The organism is Coleofasciculus sp. E1-EBD-02, assembly GCF_040218245.1.
In the GTDB taxonomy this organism is placed as follows: domain Bacteria; phylum Cyanobacteriota; class Cyanobacteriia; order Cyanobacteriales; family Coleofasciculaceae; genus Coleofasciculus.
In genome coordinates this window covers 14,039-32,872 of the sequence record NZ_JAVJQN010000080.1, presented here as the reverse complement: position 1 = coordinate 32,872, position 18,834 = coordinate 14,039, and the positions used below count along the sequence as shown (strand labels likewise).

At 46.1% G+C, this 18,834-nt stretch carries 3 protein-coding genes; all 3 read right to left on the bottom strand.

All coding sequences use genetic code 11. The features are described from left to right. Positions 1 to 23: 23 nt before the first annotated feature. Complete coding sequence (locus RIC07_RS13310; protein ID WP_446394958.1) at positions 24 to 4,253, bottom strand: amino acid adenylation domain-containing protein; 4,230 nt, start codon at positions 4,251 to 4,253, stop codon at positions 24 to 26. A 102-nt stretch (positions 4,254 to 4,355) separates the two neighbouring features. Next, entirely contained in the window at positions 4,356 to 4,523 is a 168-nt protein-coding gene (locus RIC07_RS13305) for a hypothetical protein (protein WP_446394957.1), read from the bottom strand. Positions 4,524 to 4,693: 170 nt separating this feature from the next. Then, positions 4,694 to 18,778 (bottom strand): non-ribosomal peptide synthase/polyketide synthase, encoded by a 14,085-nt coding sequence (locus RIC07_RS13300; protein ID WP_446394956.1) that lies wholly within the window; start codon positions 18,776 to 18,778, stop codon positions 4,694 to 4,696. Positions 18,779 to 18,834: the final 56 nt, after the last annotated feature.

The following is an 18,834-nucleotide window of genomic DNA, read 5'->3' as shown; positions in this document are numbered from 1 at the left end:
GCCATGGCGCGTCTCTACTTTAATTATACTTGCTCAATGCAAGCTTTTAACTGTTCAGCTAAAACCTGAACATGAGGTTCCGCCGTAATTGTGATATGATTTCCCAACACAAACTGGATATCCACAGGTTCCGTACAAAACTCGCTCCACCCCAAGGAAAAATCTTCATTGTCAGATACTAGATCACGATTCGGATCATCCTGCAGATCCTCATTTGCGCGTATAACCGTCAGTCTACCAGGATACATCTCTTGGGGGTCATAATCAACCAGACATAAACAGCTAGTTTTATAAGCTTGTACGATATTGGTTAGCTGTGTTGTTTCCGCATTCGGAGGTAGCATATTAGCCATTTTGAAATAGTGTAAAACGTAGTTGAGTTGCTCCTCCACTGTTAGGGGCTGGAGAGTTTCGTAGGAAATATCTACAGCTTTGTCTAAATAAACTTCTATTCCCTTGCTCACCTCAGCCAGCCACCTGGCGTGATCCCAATTAATATAATCAATCAGCATTTGCTTATCCTTATACGTTGGCGCTGAAGAATCAATGATTGCCAGTAAAGCCACCTCCTGTCCCTGTTTATACAACTGTTTACCCATTTCAAACGCAACATTTCCCCCATAGGAATGTCCGCCTAAAAAATAGGGTCCCTGGGGCTGAACAGCTTGCATGGCTTCAATGTAAATAGTAGCAATATCCTCAATTCGAGTAATCGATCCTAATTCCTGATACAGATTGTTTTCAAAACTGTAGAACGGTTGATATTCTCCTAAATAACGTCCTAAGTGATAGAAGTAAAACGGTCTACCTCCCGCACCGGGAACACAGAAGAACGGTGATTTTGACCCCTGGGGTTGAATTGGGACTAAACAAGACGGAGTTGAGTGATCTGATCCGGTTTGAATGATTGTCGCTAACTGTTCAATGGTGGGGTTTTGAAACAGCGTGATTAAAGGAATCTCTCTGCCCAACTGCTGCTTAATTTGAGTAATTAAGTAGGAGGCGAGCAGGGAATGACCACCGAGTTCAAAAAAGTTATCTTGTACCCCAATTTTGTCAACTTTAAGCACCTTAGACCAAAGTTGCACCAGTTGCAATTCTAATTGGTTACGGGCTTGAACAAATGTATCCGAGTCACTACGGTTAGACGGTGGTTTTAAGGCGCGGCGGTCTACTTTACCATTCGGCGTGAGGGGCAAAGAGTCCAGAATCATAAACGCCGATGGTATCATGTAACCGGGGAGTTTATGGGTCAAGAACTGACGCAGTGTACTGCTGGTGACTGTTACTTTGGGTTGTGGCACGACATAAGCAACGATACGCTTTTCCCCTGGAGTATCTTCCCGAAGGATGACACAAGCAACTTGTACCGCTTCATGCTGGCTCAGTACCGTTTCTATTTCCCCCAGTTCAATCCGGAAACCCCGAATTTTAACTTGATTATCAATGCGTCCTAAGAATTCAATATTACCATCTTTTAAGTAACGCGCTAAATCTCCGGTTTTATATAATTTTGAATTTTGAATTTTGAATTTTGAATTCTTAAACGGGTTAGGGATGAATTTTTCTTGGGTTAACTCAGGGCGGTTGAGATAGCCTCGTGCTAATCCTGCACCCCCAATGTGTAATTCTCCAGGTACGCCCACAGGGACAGGTTGCATATACTCGTCTAAGATGTAAATTTGTGTGTTCGCAATCGGACGACCAATGGGAATTGACTCTATCTTCATCTCCAGTTGTCGATGAATTGGGTAACAACAGGTAAACGTCGTGCTTTCTGTCGGACCATATCCATTAATAATTGTTGTCAATGGCAGAGTGTCAAGTGCTTTCTGAACGTGAATCACCGAAAGGGCTTCTCCACCAATGAGTAGTTGTTGAATTTCTGACAAGGCTTGGGGATCGTTATCCACAATAGAGTTAAATAAAGCCGCCGTCAGCCATAAGATGGTGATGCCATGTTTGTGGATTTCTTCCCTGAGATTTTCAGCCGTCGGAATATTTTCGGGAAACAGAACGCATCTAGCCCCGTGTAACAAAGCACCCCAAATCTCGAATGTGGAGGCATCAAACGAAATTGGCGCCATCTGTAGAAATCTTTGTGTTGCATCTAGATGAACGTAGTTTACGCCAAACAAAAGACGATTAACGCCACGATGAACTACTTCGACACCTTTAGGCTGACCTGTAGAACCCGAGGTATAAATTACATAAGCTAAATTTTCCGCACTGACTGTGTTGTTGAGATTATCGGGATTAGCTTGGTTAATCGTTTGCCAGTCAGTATCCAAACAGACGGTATGTGCTTGATGTGGGGGTAGGGATGCTAGGAATTTGGCTTGAGTTAACAACACTTTCACCTGAGTGTCTTCTAGCATGAAGCTTAAGCGTTCTTGGGGATAATCGGGGTCAAGTGGCAGGTAGGCTCCACCTGCTTTGAGAATGCCCAACAGTCCCACCACCATGTCTAAGGAACGTTCCACACATAACCCCACCAGCCTATCAGCTCCCACACCCAAGGAACGTAAATAGCGGGCTAATTGGTTGGCACGACAATTTAATTCACGGTAAGTTAGGTGTTGATTATCGTACACGAGTGCGATCGCATTATCGTTCTGTTCTACTTGTTCCTCAAATAATTGATGGATACATTTATCCTGAGGATAGTCCGTTTGAGTGTTGTTCCACTCCACTAACAACTGATCCCGTTCGGCTGGACTCAACAGGGATATTTCAGCAACTCGTACTTCGGGATTTGCCACAACTGCCTGGAGTACGGTTTGAAAATGTTGACCAATCCGAGTAATAGTTGCCCCATCAAATAAATCACTGTTATAGGACCAAACGCCCTCTAACCCCTCTGACATCTGCCAAATAATGACTTCCAAGTCAAATCTAGCTCTAACATCAACGGGCAAAGGCATACTCTCCATCGCTAAATCTGACAAACTGCCCTCTGATTGGGAAGCATTCTGGAGCGAAAACATCACCTGTACCAAGGGATTTAGACTCAAATCTCGCTCCGGCTGTAACTTCTCGACTAACATTTCAAAGGGTAAGTCTTGGTGAGCGTAGGCTGACAGGGTAGTTTGCCTGACTTGAGCCAAGAAGTCTTTGAAGCTGGGATTGCCAGAGAGATTCCCCCTTAATGCTAGGGTATTGGCAAAAAATCCAATTAACCCTTCAACACTCTTGTTGTTGCGGTTGGCAATGGGAGAGCCAACAACCAAATCTAACTGATTACTATGACGAGAAAGAGTGACAAAAAAAGCCGCCAGCAGCGTCATAAACAACGTGGTTTCTGAATCCTGGCTCAGTTGCTTCAGGCGTTGAGTTAACTCCTGATTCAGTCGCAAACATTCAGCTGCACCTTGAAACGTTTGAACGGGGGGACGAGGGTGATCCGTCGGTAATTCCAAAACCGGAGGAGCATCAGCCAACTGATTCTGCCAGTAATTGAGTTGGCGTTCCAGAACATCTCCGGTGAGCCACTGACGTTGCCATAAGGCAAAATCAGCATATTGGATCGGTAATTCTGGAAGTGGGGAGGGGAGTCCTTGAGAGAAGGCTCTATAGAGATCAGACAACTCACTGAAGAAGATATTCATCGACCAACCATCGTAGATAATATGGTGCATCTTCAACAGGAGTACCTGTTCGTGGGCACTGAGTTTGAGCAAGGTAAATTGTATTGGGGGTTCACTCGCCAAATCAAAGGACTCAGCTGCAAGAGACTTCACCAGTTGTTCAATTTGAGCCGTTTGTTCGTCGCCAGACAACCCCTGCAAGTCCTGGATAGGTAATGTTAAAGCCGTAGGAGCAGCAATTTGTTGAATGGCTTCTCCGTCTACCATGGGAAACGTGGTTCTGAGAATTTCATGACGGCGCACCAGTTCACTCAGACTTTTCTCTAGTGCCACAAGATCAAGGGTACCCTTTAACCGCAGCGCCTCCAGCATATTGTAAGACTGACTGTCGGGCGAGAGTTGGTGCAGAAACCAGAGTCGTTGCTGGGCAAAAGATAGAGGAATCAGATTATCCCGTGACATCGGCACAATCGCTGATTCAGTCGCTCTGGCGGTGGCATTGGCTTGCTGAAAAAAGGAAATGATTTCCGCTTTTCTCGTGCCGATTTCTTGCTTAATTTCCGGTGTCATTGCCCCCTTGGGCGCGTGATACTTGAGTTTCTCTTCCTCCAGCCAAAGTTTGATATCTAAACGGTTTAAGTAAGACAAAAACTCTACGACTTTCATCTGCCAATTGCCTCCCAAATTTGGTTTTGAATCATGTCTAATTTGCGCGGTTCACTTTTGGCTTCAAAAAGTCCATCAGCTTGCCATTTGCTGGCATCTAGACTAATCGCCCACGCATTCAACCTCCCAGAGAAACTTTGTTGCCATCACCATGCCATTTCCCAGGCAATTGTAGGCATTTTGCACATTAAACGTAATCCCGTCATTGTAGGTTAGATAGAATTGATTGGCATTTTCGACTTTTTCTTGAGTTAGTCTGTATTTCGGCATAATAGATTTGGTACGTAGTGAGGGCTTCAGCCCTCTCCAGCTAGGCGTTAAAGAACTAAAGTTCTCACTACAAACAAAGCCCTATTTTAAGTGGATCACGCCGCCATCGTGCGTTACGCTGGGCTAACGCACCATTGTCACCATAAATGTACCAGCGTAAGTCCTTTATATTACAATTCGCCTTCTTCATAATCATCTGATAGTTCAGTGACAGAAGGTTGACCCGTTTGTACCGTGGAAAGCACCTGAATCGTTTGGGCCAAACTCGCCACCGTGGGATACTCCAGAAAATGTTGTAAAGACAATTCTACCTCAAACAGATTACTTAACCGAGAAATTACTTGAGTCGCCAGCAAGGAATGACCCCCAAGTTCAAAGAAATTCTCCTTAATCCCAATCCTCTCAATCCCCAAAACTTCACTCCAGATTTGAACCAGTTGAGCCTCAATCGGGTTGCGGGGTAAAGCCAAGCCAGTAGACAGATGGCGGGTAGCTGTATCTGGAGTTGGCAGTGCTTTACGGTCAACCTTACCATTCGGTGTCAAAGGCAAAGCCTTCAACAGCACAAACGCCTGGGGCATCATATAATTAGGCAACTTTTGTTGCAAAAACTGACGCACCTGTGGTACCAATTTCTGAACTAACTTACCATACAAGGGATTGTTGGTATACTCACTCCAAGGTTTAGCCGTTACCGTCTCCGGCTGCCAAAACCCAATGGGAGTGACACGATTACGACACAACACCAAATCATAACCCCCATCAGTGCTACTCTCCCACCAACTCAGATGCACCTGGTAGCCAAGAGTTTCACCCAGTTGCCAAAACTGTTCTGGATTAATTCCCACCGTTGGCTGTTGTGGGAGTAATTGCCGTAGTTGGCTAACTGTCTCCACCCCTGGCGGCTCTTCCAACCATTGCCAAATCTGTAAGGCTTGCTGTACCCGTTGGTTGGGTACACCGCGAATCCCTAAGACTTCTGGCTGCTCGATTTTGAGTTGATTTTCCACTTGTGTAATTGACAGGGAGTCTAATTGCCAGTTCAACCAAGTCTCAACCGGAGTGGAAACCTCACCGCCGATATGAAGGGTGACATCATAGCGGAATTGAGTTAACTCATTATTCTGTGCATAGCCCCGTTTTGGCTCAATCTCTACCGCCGTAATCATTGGAAAACGGGTGGAAAGAGCGATGAAAAAGCTGGGGTCAATCACCAACTCTTCTTCAGCCGTAACACTTTGATTCACCTGTTGTTGCCATTGCTCAACTGGGGTGTCCCCTGGTAATCGAGATAACTGCACGGCAGCATGATAGGCTTCGAGTAAGGGCAGACTCCGCACATCCCCGACAAAGATAGTACCGCTTTGACCAAGGGTTGCCATTGCCCCATCTAAAACCTGTAGCAAATACTCGACACTGGGGAAATATTGAACAACTGAATTAATCACAACCGTGTCGAATTTGGCTGGAGGGATGTTGGTAAAATCATCCGCCATTTGGTGCAGCAATCGCACCTGTTGTAAACCCTGACGTTGACAAATCTGCTCAACTTGTTGTAAGGCGGCACTGGCATAATCAGCACCCCAATACTCCTGGCAGTTGGGCGCAATCCGAGACAGGAGTAAACCGGTGCCACAACCAATTTCCAAGAGAATTTGGGGCGACACAGACAGAATCCGGCTAACGGTACTTTCCACCCATTCGAGCATTTCCTGTGCCGGAATCGGTTGCCCAGTATAACTGCTATTCCAACCGCTAATATTGAACGTGACATCCGAGTCATCTGTCGCAGCTTGAGGTTGGCCATAAGCCTGTTCATAGAGCATTTGCCAGTCACTGACATACTCCCTTTCCCATTGGGCCACCTGATGGGGTAATGCTTGGTTTTTCAGAGCACCAACCAGGTAAGCGACTAGATTTTTGTCACCGTTGCTGTCAACTTGGGCAACGACAACCGCATCCTGTACCAGGGGGCTTTGGTTGAGTACGGCTTCAATTTCCCCTAACTCAATCCGGAAGCCGCGAATTTTCACTTGATTATCGATGCGTCCTAAGAATTCAATATTTCCATCTGTTAAATAACGCGCCTTATCTCCGGTTTTATAGAGGCGAGAATCAGGTTCATTGCTAAAGGGGTTAGGGATGAATTTCTCTTGTGTCAATTCCGGGCGGTTGAGATAACCCCGTGCGACTCCCACGCCACCAATATGTAGTTCTCCAGCTACACCAATTGGTACTGGCTGTAACTGTTCATCTAAAATGTAAACTTGGACGTTGGTAATCGGACGACCAATCGTTACTTTCTCGTCATCTGGCTCACATTTGGCAATTGTGGCACAGACGCTGGCTTCAGTGGGTCCATAACCGTTAAAGAAGTTTCGTCCCACTGACCAAAGTTTCATCAGTTGAGGCGAACAAGCTTCTCCGGCGACAATAATCGTTTGCAGTTGCGGCAGTTCTTCATGGGGCAAAACTGCCAGTGCTGATGGGGGTAGGGTAATATGAGTAATGCGGTAATGGCGTAGTCTCTCAATTAACGGTGTACCTGGCATTAAAGCATCTTTTGTGCCTAGATAAAGGGTTGCCCCGGCTGCCAATGTCATCAAGATTTCCGAGATACAAGCATCAAAACTCAAGGAAGCAAACTGGAGAACCCGACTCTTTTCGTGTACGCCCAAGGCTTCAATTTGAGCCAGAGCAAGATTGTACAATCCCTTGTGTTCTACCATCACCCCTTTGGGTTGACCGGTAGAACCGGAGGTATAAATTACATTGGCTAAGTTAGAAGCGGTGACGACGCCCGTCAGATTTTCTTGACTATTTTGGTCAAGGGAAAGACTCTCTAAACAGACAGGTTGAGCGTGATGTTGAGGGAGTTGAGAAAGGAGGTGCTGTTGAGTGACGAGTCGGGAAACTTGACTATCAGATAACATAAAACTGATCCGTTCAGGCGGATAGTCTGGGTCAAGGGGAACATAAGCGCCCCCCGCCTTGAGAATGCCCAGTAATCCAATCAGCATCTTTGGCGATCGCTCCACACACAACCCGACTAGAACATCGGCACCCACACCCAAAGATTGTAAGTAATGGGCTAATTGATTGGCGCGACTATTTAACTGCTGATAGGTGAGTTCTTCCTCCCCAAATACCACCGCCACGGCATCGGGAGTCCGTTTCACCTGTTGCTCAAATAACTGATGAATACATTGATTCACCTGTAGAGACGCGCCATGGCGCGTCTCTACACCATGGCGCGAGGAGACAGTATGATTCCACTCGACCAATAATTGATGACGTTCCTGTGGCGTGAGCAACGGTAATAAGGTAACAGGCTGCTTTTGATTTTCCACAATTGCCATTAACAACGTTTGAAAATGTTGCATCAGGCGACCAATTGTCTCCCCATCAAATAAATCCCGATTGTAAGAGCAAAAACCCTCAAGTCCTTCGGGTTCATCCCATAAGTAAACTTCCAGGTCAACCCGCACCGAATCCAGTCCGGAAGACATCCCTTCCACCGTTACACCGGGCAAATCAAAAGGAGAACTGGGGGCGTTCTGGAGGGCAAATACCACTTGTGTCAGGGGATGGCGATCCAAATGTCGCTCGATTTTCAACTCTTCCACCAACATCTCGAAGGGCAGATCCTGATGGTCATAAGCATTTTGAGTCACGTCCCGGACTTGGGCTAAGAAGTCTTCAAAGGTGGGCTGTTGAGATAAATCAAATCTTAATGCCAGAGTATTGACAAAAAATCCAATTAACCCTTCTATTTCTTGGCGGTTCCGATTGGCAATGGGGGAACCAATCACCAAATCCGTTTGGGAACTGTAGCGAGAAGCTAACACGGCAAAACCCGCCAACAGTGTCATAAATAGAGTTGTTCCTGACTCTTGAGATAGCTTTTTCAGGCGTTGAGTTAGCTCAGGGGAAAATTGAAAATGTTCGGTTCCACCTCGAAAGGTTTGTACGGCAGGGCGAGGGCGATCTGTGGGGAATTCTAACAGTGGCGGGGCGTCATTTAACTGGTTCTTCCAGTAGTTTAACTGACGCTCTAACACCTGATCAGTAAACCACTGACGTTGCCACACCGCAAAGTCGGCATATTGTATGGCTAATTCGGGTAACTCTACTGGATGACCTGTAACAAAGCTTTGATAATAGGCTGAAAGTTCCTCGACTAAAACGCCCAATGACCAACCATCGGCAGCAATGTGGTGAATGGCAAATAGCAACACATAGTCATCACGACTCATTTGCCACAGCTTCACTCGTAACACTGAGTCATTCGCCAAGTCGAAGGGAAGGCTGGCGGCTTCTTTGGTCAATGCTTTCAATTGTTTCCAGGGATCTGGCTGATTCCTCAGATCCACCACGGGTAAGGTTAGGGTGATGTCTTTGTCTATCACCTGTATTGGCTTGTTATCCTTCATCTCAAACCGAGTCCGTAGGGGTTCATGGCGCTGTACGATTTTCCCAAAGGCTTTTTCTAATGCTTTGATATTCAGATTCCCCTTGAGACGGACAGTGATATCTATCGTGTAGGCGCCGCTGTCTCCTTCGAGGTGATGTACAAACCATAGGCGTTCCTGCGCCCACGACAGGGGTATATCATTGTTCCTGGAAACGGGTACAATTTCTGGAACGGTCAAGGTCAAACCCGCTTCCAGTTGAGTGATGATTTCTTCACTTAACTGGGCAATTGTGGGGGATTCAAACAAAGAACGCAAGGGTAAGGAAATGCTCAAGGCTTCCTGGATACGAGAGATTATTTGAGTGGCTAAGAGAGAATGTCCCCCAAGGTCAAAGAAGTTGTCATTAATTCCCACAGGTTCAACTTTTAGGACTTGTGACCAAATTTGAGTTAGGGTTGCTTCTGTTGGAGTGCGGGGAGCAACATATTGGTCTTGTAGTGAGCTGACATCAGGTGCTTTTAATGCGCGGCGGTCTACTTTGCCATTGGGGGTTAGGGGGATATTTTCTAACAGCACAAAAGCACTGGGAATCATGTAATCGGGTAATTTTGCTTTCAAGAATTGACGGAATTCGTTACTGGTCAATGGTGTTTCTGTTTGCCCAACAACGTAAGCCACCAGACGCTTATCATTGGATTGGTCTTCCCGTGCCAGAACAACTGCTTCGCGGACTTCTGGCAACTGGGATAAGGTGGCTTCAATTTCTGCCAACTCCACCCGGAAACCCCGAATTTTCACTTGATTATCAATCCGTCCCAAAAATTCAATGTTGCCATCTCTTAAGTAACGGGCTAAGTCTCCGGTTTTGTACAGTCGAGAATCCGGTTCATTGCTAAAGGGATTGGCAATAAATTTCTCATCGGTCAATTCGTCGCGGTTGAGATAACCCCGTGCTAACCCCGCACCGCCAATATGCAATTCTCCCGGTACACCAACAGGGACGGGTTGTAAGTGCGAGTCTAAGATATAGATTTGTGTATTGGCAATGGGGCGACCAATGGAGATTTTCTCATCGCCATTGCATTTGGCAATTGTGGCACAGACACTGGCTTCAGTTGGTCCGTAAGCGTTGAAGAAGTTTCGAGTCACCGACCATTTTTTGATCAGTTCAGGAGAACAAGCTTCTCCAGCAACAATAATCGTTTGCAGTGCCGCAAGTTCCTCCTCTGGCAGAACCGCCAATGCGGATGGAGGTAAAGTAACGTGGGTAATATGATAATCTCGTAATCGCTCAACTAAAGGTTGACCCGGCATCAGAGAGTCCTGGGTTCCTAGATAAAGTGTTCCTCCTGCTGTCAAAGCCATAACCACTTCCCAGATAGAGGCATCAAAACTGAGGGAGGCAAACTGGAGAATGCGACTCTGTGAATGTAAGCCAAACGTTTGAATCTGAGCTTGACTTAAGTTACACAATCCGCTATGTTCAACCATTACTCCTTTGGGTTTGCCTGTGGAACCAGAGGTGTAAATCACATTCGCCAGATGGAACGGTTGAACGCCACTGTTGGGGTTATCGTGATGATTTTGAGCGAGGTCTAAATTATCCAGTTCTAAATCATCCAAACAAACCAATTTCCCTTGATGCTGTGGCGGTAGAGACCGTCCATGGAAGGTCTCTACGAATTGTTGTTGGGTGAGTAACACCGAAACTTGAGCATCTTCAAGCATATAGTTCAAACGCTCAGTGGGATACTCTGGGTCAAGGGGAACATAAGCTCCACCGGCTTTGAGAATCCCCAATAATCCCACTACCATGGACAGGGAACGTTCCACACATAATCCCACTAGCACATCGGGTCTTACCCCTTGGCTGCGTAAGTAATGAGCTAACTGGTTAGCACGACAATTCAACTGCTCGTATGTTAATTGTTCCTGCTCAAACACCACGGCTACAGCCTTGGGGCTACGCGCTACCTGTTCCTCGAATAACTGATGAATACACTTGGATTGAGGATAATCTGTCTGAGTCTGATTCCAATCAACCAATAATTGCTGCTGCTCAACTTCTGTGAGCATTGGTAATTGAGACACTCGCTCTTGAGGATAGGCAACAATGGATTCCAGTAGTGTCACCCAATGACCCACCATCCTTTCAATGGTACTGGCATCAAACAAATCCCTGTTGTACTCAAAAACTCCCTCGATTTCGGTATCATTTTTCTGCATTCCTAAGGTTAAATCAAACTTGGCTATGGCATTTTCTATCGGCACTTCATTGATGGTTAACCCACTCAACTCCACTTCGGCTATGGGCGTATTCTGTAGCACAAACGCCACCTGGAATACAGGTGTATGACTCAGGTTTCTTTCTGGCTGCAATGCTTCCACCAGCATCTCAAAGGGCAAGTCTTGATGAGCATAGGCATCCATTGCGGTTTGCCTCACCTGAGTCAGTAATTCACTGAAGCTGGGATTGTCAGACAAATCACTCCGCATCACTAACGTGTTGCTAAAGAAACCGATTAAGCCTTCGATTTCACTGTGATTCCGGTTGGCAATTGGTGTTCCTACTAAAATGTCTGTTTGGGAGCTGTAACGATACAGTAAGGTATCAAATGCGGCTAACAGCATCATAAACAACGTTACCCCTTGTTCTTGACACAACTCCGTCAATTTTTGGCTAAGTTCAGCCGCAAGCGTAAACTTTTGATAGGCACCGACGAAGGTTTGCATCGCCGGTCGGGGTCGGTCTGTGGGCAGCACTAACAACTCGGGGGCATCTGCCAGTTGTTGTTGCCAGTAATTCAATTGGCTTTGCAGTACCTCTCCCTGTAACCACTGTCTTTGCCATACTGCGAAATCTGTATACTGAATCGGCAGTGGAGTTAAAGGAGAAGGACTCCCTTTTACATAAGCCTCATACAAGGCAGTTAATTCCTCCACAAACACACCCATTGACCAGCCATCAGAGACAATATGATGCATACATACCGACAACCACTGTTCGGTTTCATTTAACCGAACTAATGTTGCCCGAATTAATGAATCATTTGCCAAGTCAAAGGGAAGAGTTGTTTGTTCTTGGGCGATTTTCTCTGCCTCTATTTTTTGTTCGCTTGTCGGTAAATGCTGCAAGTCAATGATTGAGACAGTCCAATCTGTTCCTGTTTTAATAATTGGGCGGGGTTGTCCATCAACGGCAATGAAGTTGGTGTGTAAGGCTTGATGACGCTGAACAATTTCTTGTAAGCTTTGTTCTAATGCCGCCACATTGAGCCTTCCGAGAAGACGCAACGTCATCGGGATATTGTAGGTGGCACGGTTGGGGTCTAGTTGGTCGAGGAACCATAAACGCTGTTGTGCATAGGACAATGGTGCCTCGACATCATTGACCTTGGGTAATATGGCGGGAATTGCCCGATTTGAATCCTGCTGCTGTAATTGCCCAATCACCTGAGTTAATTGAGCTACGGTGGCGGCGCCAAACAATTCCCGCAGGGGCAGTTCTACGTTGAAACTATTACGAATCCGGGACACCAGTTGAGTGGCGAGTAAGGAATGTCCCCCCAACTCAAAGAAGTTATCATGAATGCCGACTCGTTCTATTTTCAGGACTTTTGCCCAAAGAAGAGCTAGCATTTCCTCCATAGGATTGCTCGGTGCGACATATTCACTCCTTTGTTCACTCTCTCTATCGGGTTTAGGTAGGGCGCGACGGTCTACTTTCCGGTTGGCACTCAGGGGTAGGGACTCCAAGAACATGAAGACATTTGGCACCATGTACAGTGGCAGATGATTGGATAGGTATTGACGCAGTTCGCTAATTGCTGGGATGTGTCGTTGCTCATGGGCGACGATGTATGCAACTAAGCGTTTATCCCCTAGGGTATCTTCCCGCAGGATCACACAGGATGTCTGGACATGGATATTTCGGTTGAGTACCGCTTCTATTTCTCCTAACTCAATCCGGAACCCTCGGATTTTTACCTGATTGTCGATGCGTCCAAAGCATTCAATGTTGCCATCAGGCAGATAACGGGCTAAGTCTCCGGTTTTGTAGATGCGATGACCTGTTTCATCTTTAAAGGGGTTGGCTAGGAATTTTTCTGCTGTTAATTCTGGGCGGTTGAGATAGCCTCGTGCCAAACGCACCCCACCTAAATGTAATTCGCCAATCACGCCCACGGGGACAGGTTGCAGATGGGGGTCGAGGATATAGGTTTGGGTATTGGCAATGGGACGACCAATCAGAACATTATTGATTTGTTCTAATTGGGGATTGAGTAAATCATAGACAACGGCTGTTACTGAAGCTTCTGTCGGACCATAAACATTCAGACAATTGACTCGCTCTCCTACTAATTTCTTCCACAGTCTCACGGTTTCGGGCAGAACGCTGTCCCCTCCCACGGCGACTAAGTGTAAACTTTCTGGGATTGTTGCTTCGGCTTTAGATACGGCGACTGTCCATTCATGCCAATAGGCTGGGGTGATATTCAGAACCGTTAGTTTTTCTTGTTCGATAAATTGAGCAAAACGGGCTAAGTCCGGGAACATTTGAGTGGGTCTTAATACCACTGTGCCACCTTTAAACCAAGTGGGGAAGATTTCTTCGGCGGCGACGTCAAAGCCTAAGGAGGCAAATTGCAGAACCCGGTCTTTATTGGTTAAACCAAAGACTTCACTGATGGCACTGCTATGGTTGACTAATGCTGCATGAGTCAGCATCACTCCTTTGGGTTTTCCAGTTGAGCCGGAGGTGTAGAGCAGACAACAGAGGTTTTCCGGTTTGACTTCACTGACGGGATTTTCTTGACTTTGAGCGTTTAGTTCCTCGGATTCTGTGTCTAATACGATGACTTGGACGGATTCTATCGGTAAAGAATTGAGGAGTTTCTCCTGGGTGAGGAGGAGTTTAATTTTTGAGTCTTCACAGATATAAGCTAATCGTTGGATGGGATAATCTGGATCTAAAGGAACATAAGCACCGCCAGCTTTTTGAATGGCTAATAATGCCACCATCATCGATAGCGATCGCTCTAGGTAAATCCCTACCAAAACTTCTGCGCCCACACCGAGAGATTGTAGGGAGTGGGCGAGTTGATTCGCCTTTTTATTTAACTGCTGATAAGTTAATTGTTGATTGTCAAAATCAACGGCGACTGCATCAGGAGTCCGTTGCACCGTCTGTTCAAATAACTGATGAATACACAAAGAGGCGGGAGACTCGGCATCTGTATCATTCCACTCAACTAATATCTGTTGCTCCTCACCTGCTGTCAATAACGGCAATTGGGAAATTCGCTGTTGAGGATGAGCCACAATCCCTTCTAATAATCTGACAAAATGCCCGATCATCCGCTCAATGGTGCTGGCTTCAAACAAGTCCGTGTTGTACTCAAACACACCCACTAACCCCGAAGGCGTATTCTCCATTCCTAAGGTCAAATCAAAGGGGGCGATGTCACGTTCAACCTTCACTGGAGTGACTGTTAATCCGGTTAACTCTACCTCAGATGTCGGCGTATTCTGGAGGATAAACATTACTTGGAATAGGGGGGGATGGCTCAGATCTCGGTCTGGCTGTAATGCCTCCACCAACATTTCAAAGGGCAAGTCCTGATGTGTGTATGCCTCCATTGCTACTTTCTTCACACGAGCCAGGAGTTCACTAAAACTTGGCTCCCCTGATAGGTTGCCCCGTAGCACTAAGGTATTGACAAAAAAGCCGATTATCCCTTCTATTTCACTCCGATTCCGGTTAGCAATAGGTGTCCCCACCAACATATCTTCTTGCCCGGTGTAACGGTACAGCAAGGTCAAAAATGCTGCCAACAGTGTCATGAACAAGGTGACTCCTTGCTCCTGGCTTAATTGGGTTAGTTTTTTCGTCAGTTCCCAGGACACCTCAAAGGATTTAGTTGCACCCTCAAAACTCTGGGCAGCGGGTCGAGGTCGGTCTGTGGGGAGTGATAATAGAGTCGGTGCCCCTGCCAGTTGCTCTTCCCAGTAGTTCAATTGACTTTGGAGTACTTCTCCTTGCAACCATTCTCTTTGCCAGAGACAGAAGTCGGCGTATTGAATTGGCAGTGGGGTGAGGGGGGAGGGTTGACCTTGAGTATAAGCCTCGTACAAGGTTGCCAGTTCTTGCATCAACAGACCCATTGACCAGCCATCACTGACGATGTGATGCATGCCTATTAATAACCAGTATTCTGTTTCATTTATAACCACTAATGTGGCTTTGATTAAGGGTTCACTGGTTAGGTCAAAGGTGTGAATGGCTTGTTGTTTGGCTATTTTTTGTACTTGAATTTCTTTTTCAATTGTCGGTAAGTGGGTTAATTCAACAACTGATAAACTCCAATTTGTTGTCCTGGGGATAATTTGTGTGGCTTCTCCATCAACAGTAACGAAGTTAGTGCGTAAGGCTTCATGGCGAGCTATTATTTCTTGTAGGCTCCCTTCGAGGGCGGCAACATTCAGTGTGCCGACGAGATGCCAAGCCATCGGGATGTTGTATAAGGCGCTGTTGGGGGCAAACTGTTCTAGGAACCATAAACGCTGTTGTGCATAGGATAGGGGTAATTGTTTCTCCTCGGTTCGGGGTAAGATGGGTGGGGCGATCAGGTCTAAGTTTTGTTGCTGTAACTGCTCAATTGCTTGTGCCAATTCCACTACGGTTGCTGTGGCAAATAATTGACGCAAGGGCAGTTCAATTTTAAATGTGTTGCGAATGCGGGACACCAGTTGGGTGGCGAGTAAAGAGTGTCCTCCCAGTTCAAAGAAGTTATCATTAATACCCACTTTCTCTACTGTTAGAACTTGGCTCCAAAGAAGAGCTAGCATTTCCTCAGTGGGAGTGCGTGGGGCGACATAAGTCGCAGACTGTCCACTTAAATCAGGTACTGGTAATGCCCGACGATCAAGTTTCCCATTCGGTGTTAATGGCAAGGATTCTAACACCACAAACGCACTAGGAACCATATAATCGGGCAACTTGGCTTTCAGAAATTGCCGCAGTTCGCTGATGTTCGGTGTCACCTGGGATGGCGTTACAATGTAAGCCACGAGGCGTTTATCCCCAGGACTATCTTCGCGGACAATCACACAGAATGCCTGGACAGCATCATGTTGACCCAAAACTGCCTCAATTTCCCCCAACTCTATCCGGAAGCCACGAACTTTAACTTGATTATCAATCCGTCCCAGATATTTAATATTGCCATCCGGTAAATAACAAACTCGATCCCCAGTTTTGTAAAGACGGGAATCAGGAGCGGTGCTAAACGGGTTGGCGATAAATTTCTCATCAGTCAACTCGGGACGGTTGAGGTAGCCACGCGCTAATCCGGCGCCGCCAATATGTAATTCTCCCGGTACACCAATGGGAACAGGTTGCAGATGTTTGTCTAGAATGTAGACCTGAATATTGCTCAAAGACCGCCCAATTGGAACATGGGTAGCAACTGAATCAACTTGGTATAAAGTTGCCGCAACGGTTGCTTCTGTGGGACCGTAAGCATTATATAACTGTGGTGGATTAGGGAAATGGGCAACACTATTCTGCCAACGCTTTACTTTGTCTAATTGCGCTTCTTCTCCTCCTATAATTACCTTTTTGAGAGCCAGATAAATTCGGTCATCTTGGGGGTAGAGTTCAGAAACTAACTGATGCCAATAGGCGGTGGGAAGACTGATTATTGTTAATTGCCATTCCTGGCAACACCGCCAAAACTCATCACTGGAGTTCAGCATGGCTTCCGTTCGCAAGACTAATGTTGCACCGACTGAAAGACAGGTAAATATCTCCTCAACGGATATATCAAAGCAGATCGAGCTAAATTGCAGAAGTTTATCCTTTGATGTAAAACCGTATTCTTGGCTGGCTGTCAGGATAAAATTGACCAGTGATCGATGTTCAATCATTACCCCTTTGGGTGTACCTGTCGAACCCGATGTGTAAATAATGTAGGACAGGTTATGGGGTTGAACGGCTGTAATTGGGTTGGTGGTAATCTGTTCAGATATGACTGACCCATCTCGATCTAAACAGATTACCTTTCCGTCTAAGTCGGGCAGTTGAATGAGTAGTGTTTCTTGAGTGAGGAGAAGGCTCAGTTGGGTATCTTCGAGGATATACGTGAATCGCTCTTTGGGATAGGCTGGATCAAGGGGAATGTATGCACCACCTGCTTTGAGGATTCCCAGAATACCCACTATCATCTCTAAAGAACGTTCCACACATAACCCGACTAAGGTGTCTGGAACTACACCTAATGAACGTAAGTAATGGGCTAATTGGTTAGCACGACAATTCAATTCACGGTAAGTCAGGTGTTGATTTTCCCAGATGACGGCGACGGCATCAGGAGTCTGTTCAACCCGTTCTTCAAATAACTGATGAATATATTGATCCACCTGTAGAGACGTTGCATGCAACGTCTCTACAGTATTATTCCAATCAATTAATAACGTTTGCCGCTCACCCTCCGTTAACAGAGGCAATTGGGAAATCGGAGCTTGAGGATTGGCAACAATTCCTTCTAGTAAGATGACCCAATGATTTACCATTCGTTCGATAGTGCTGCTATCAAACAGGTCAGTATTATATTCCCATACCCCCACCAATCCACTCGCTGTCGTCTGCATTGATAAAGACAAATCAAATTTAGCGATCGCCCATTCTATTGGACGTGGATTGACCGTTAATCCGGTTAATTCGATGGAATCCCAAGGATTATTATCGAGAACAAACATGACCTGGAATAGAGGGGTATAACTTAGGTCTCTTTCCGGTTGTAATGCCTCCACTAACATTTCAAAAGGCAAGTCCTGATGGGTGTAGGCTTCCGTCGCCATTTCCCTGACCCGACTCAGGAGTTCATTAAAACTGGGATTGCCTTCAAGGTTAGTACGCAATACTAAGGTATTGACAAAAAAGCCGATTAACCCTTCGATTTCGCTCTGATTCCGATTAGCAATGGGTGAGCCAACCAATATGTCTTCTTGCCCAGTGTAGCGGTAAAGTAATGTATCAAACGCGGCTAACAATGTCATGAACAACGTTACCCCTTGTTCCTGACTTAGTTGGGTTAGCTTTTTAGTCAGTTGTGCAGAAAGAGTAAACCGTTGATGTGCCCCTGCGAAGGTCTGCACCGCCGGTCGAGGTCGGTCTGTGGGTAACTCTAATAAGGCGGGTGCATCTGCCAGTTGGTTGCTCCAATAACTCAGTTGGCTTTCGAGGACATCTCCTTGTAACCACTCTCTTTGCCATATAGCAAAATCCGCATATTGAATGGGCAATGGCGTTAATGGGGAAGGCTGTCCTTGAGAATAAGCATTGTATAGGGCTGTGAGTTCTTGAACAAACACACCGGTTGACCAGCCATCAGAGACAATATGATGCATACATATCAGTAACCAGTGTTCGGTCTCAGATAACACAATTAATCTGGCTCTGACTAATGAGTCATTGGCTAGGTCAAAGGGTTGAATTGCTTGTTGGTGCGTGAGTTGTTTTGCCGCCGTTTCTTGTTCGTTGGTTGATAAATGGGTTAAGTCTGTAACCGATACAGTCCAGGTTGTTTCGTCGTGGATGACTTGAGTCGGTTCTCCATCAACAGTGACAAAGTTAGTGCGTAAGGCTTCGTGACGCTGAATAATCTCTTGTAAGCTTTGTTCTAAGGCGGCAACATTGAGCGTTCCGACGAGACGCAACCTGATCGGAATGTTGTAGAGGGCGCTGTTGGGTTCGAGTTGGTCTAAGAACCACAGCCGCTGTTGAGCATAGGATAGGGGTAATTCTTCAGTAGAGATGAGGGGTTCTTCAGTATTCATTTTTATAGTCATTTTTAAGAATGAGCCTTGGTCAAATGGGTGGAACAGTTAGATTT

Bases quoted from the DNA above. Each gene is read 5' to 3' on its own strand.
- RIC07_RS13310 (WP_446394958.1), bottom strand. From the start codon at position 4,253: ATGAAAGTCGTAGAGTTTTTGTCTTACTTAAACCGTTTAGATATCAAA.
- RIC07_RS13305 (WP_446394957.1), bottom strand. From the start codon at position 4,523: ATGCCGAAATACAGACTAACTCAAGAAAAAGTCGAAAATGCCAATCAA.
- RIC07_RS13300 (WP_446394956.1), bottom strand. From the start codon at position 18,778: ATGAATACTGAAGAACCCCTCATCTCTACTGAAGAATTACCCCTATCC.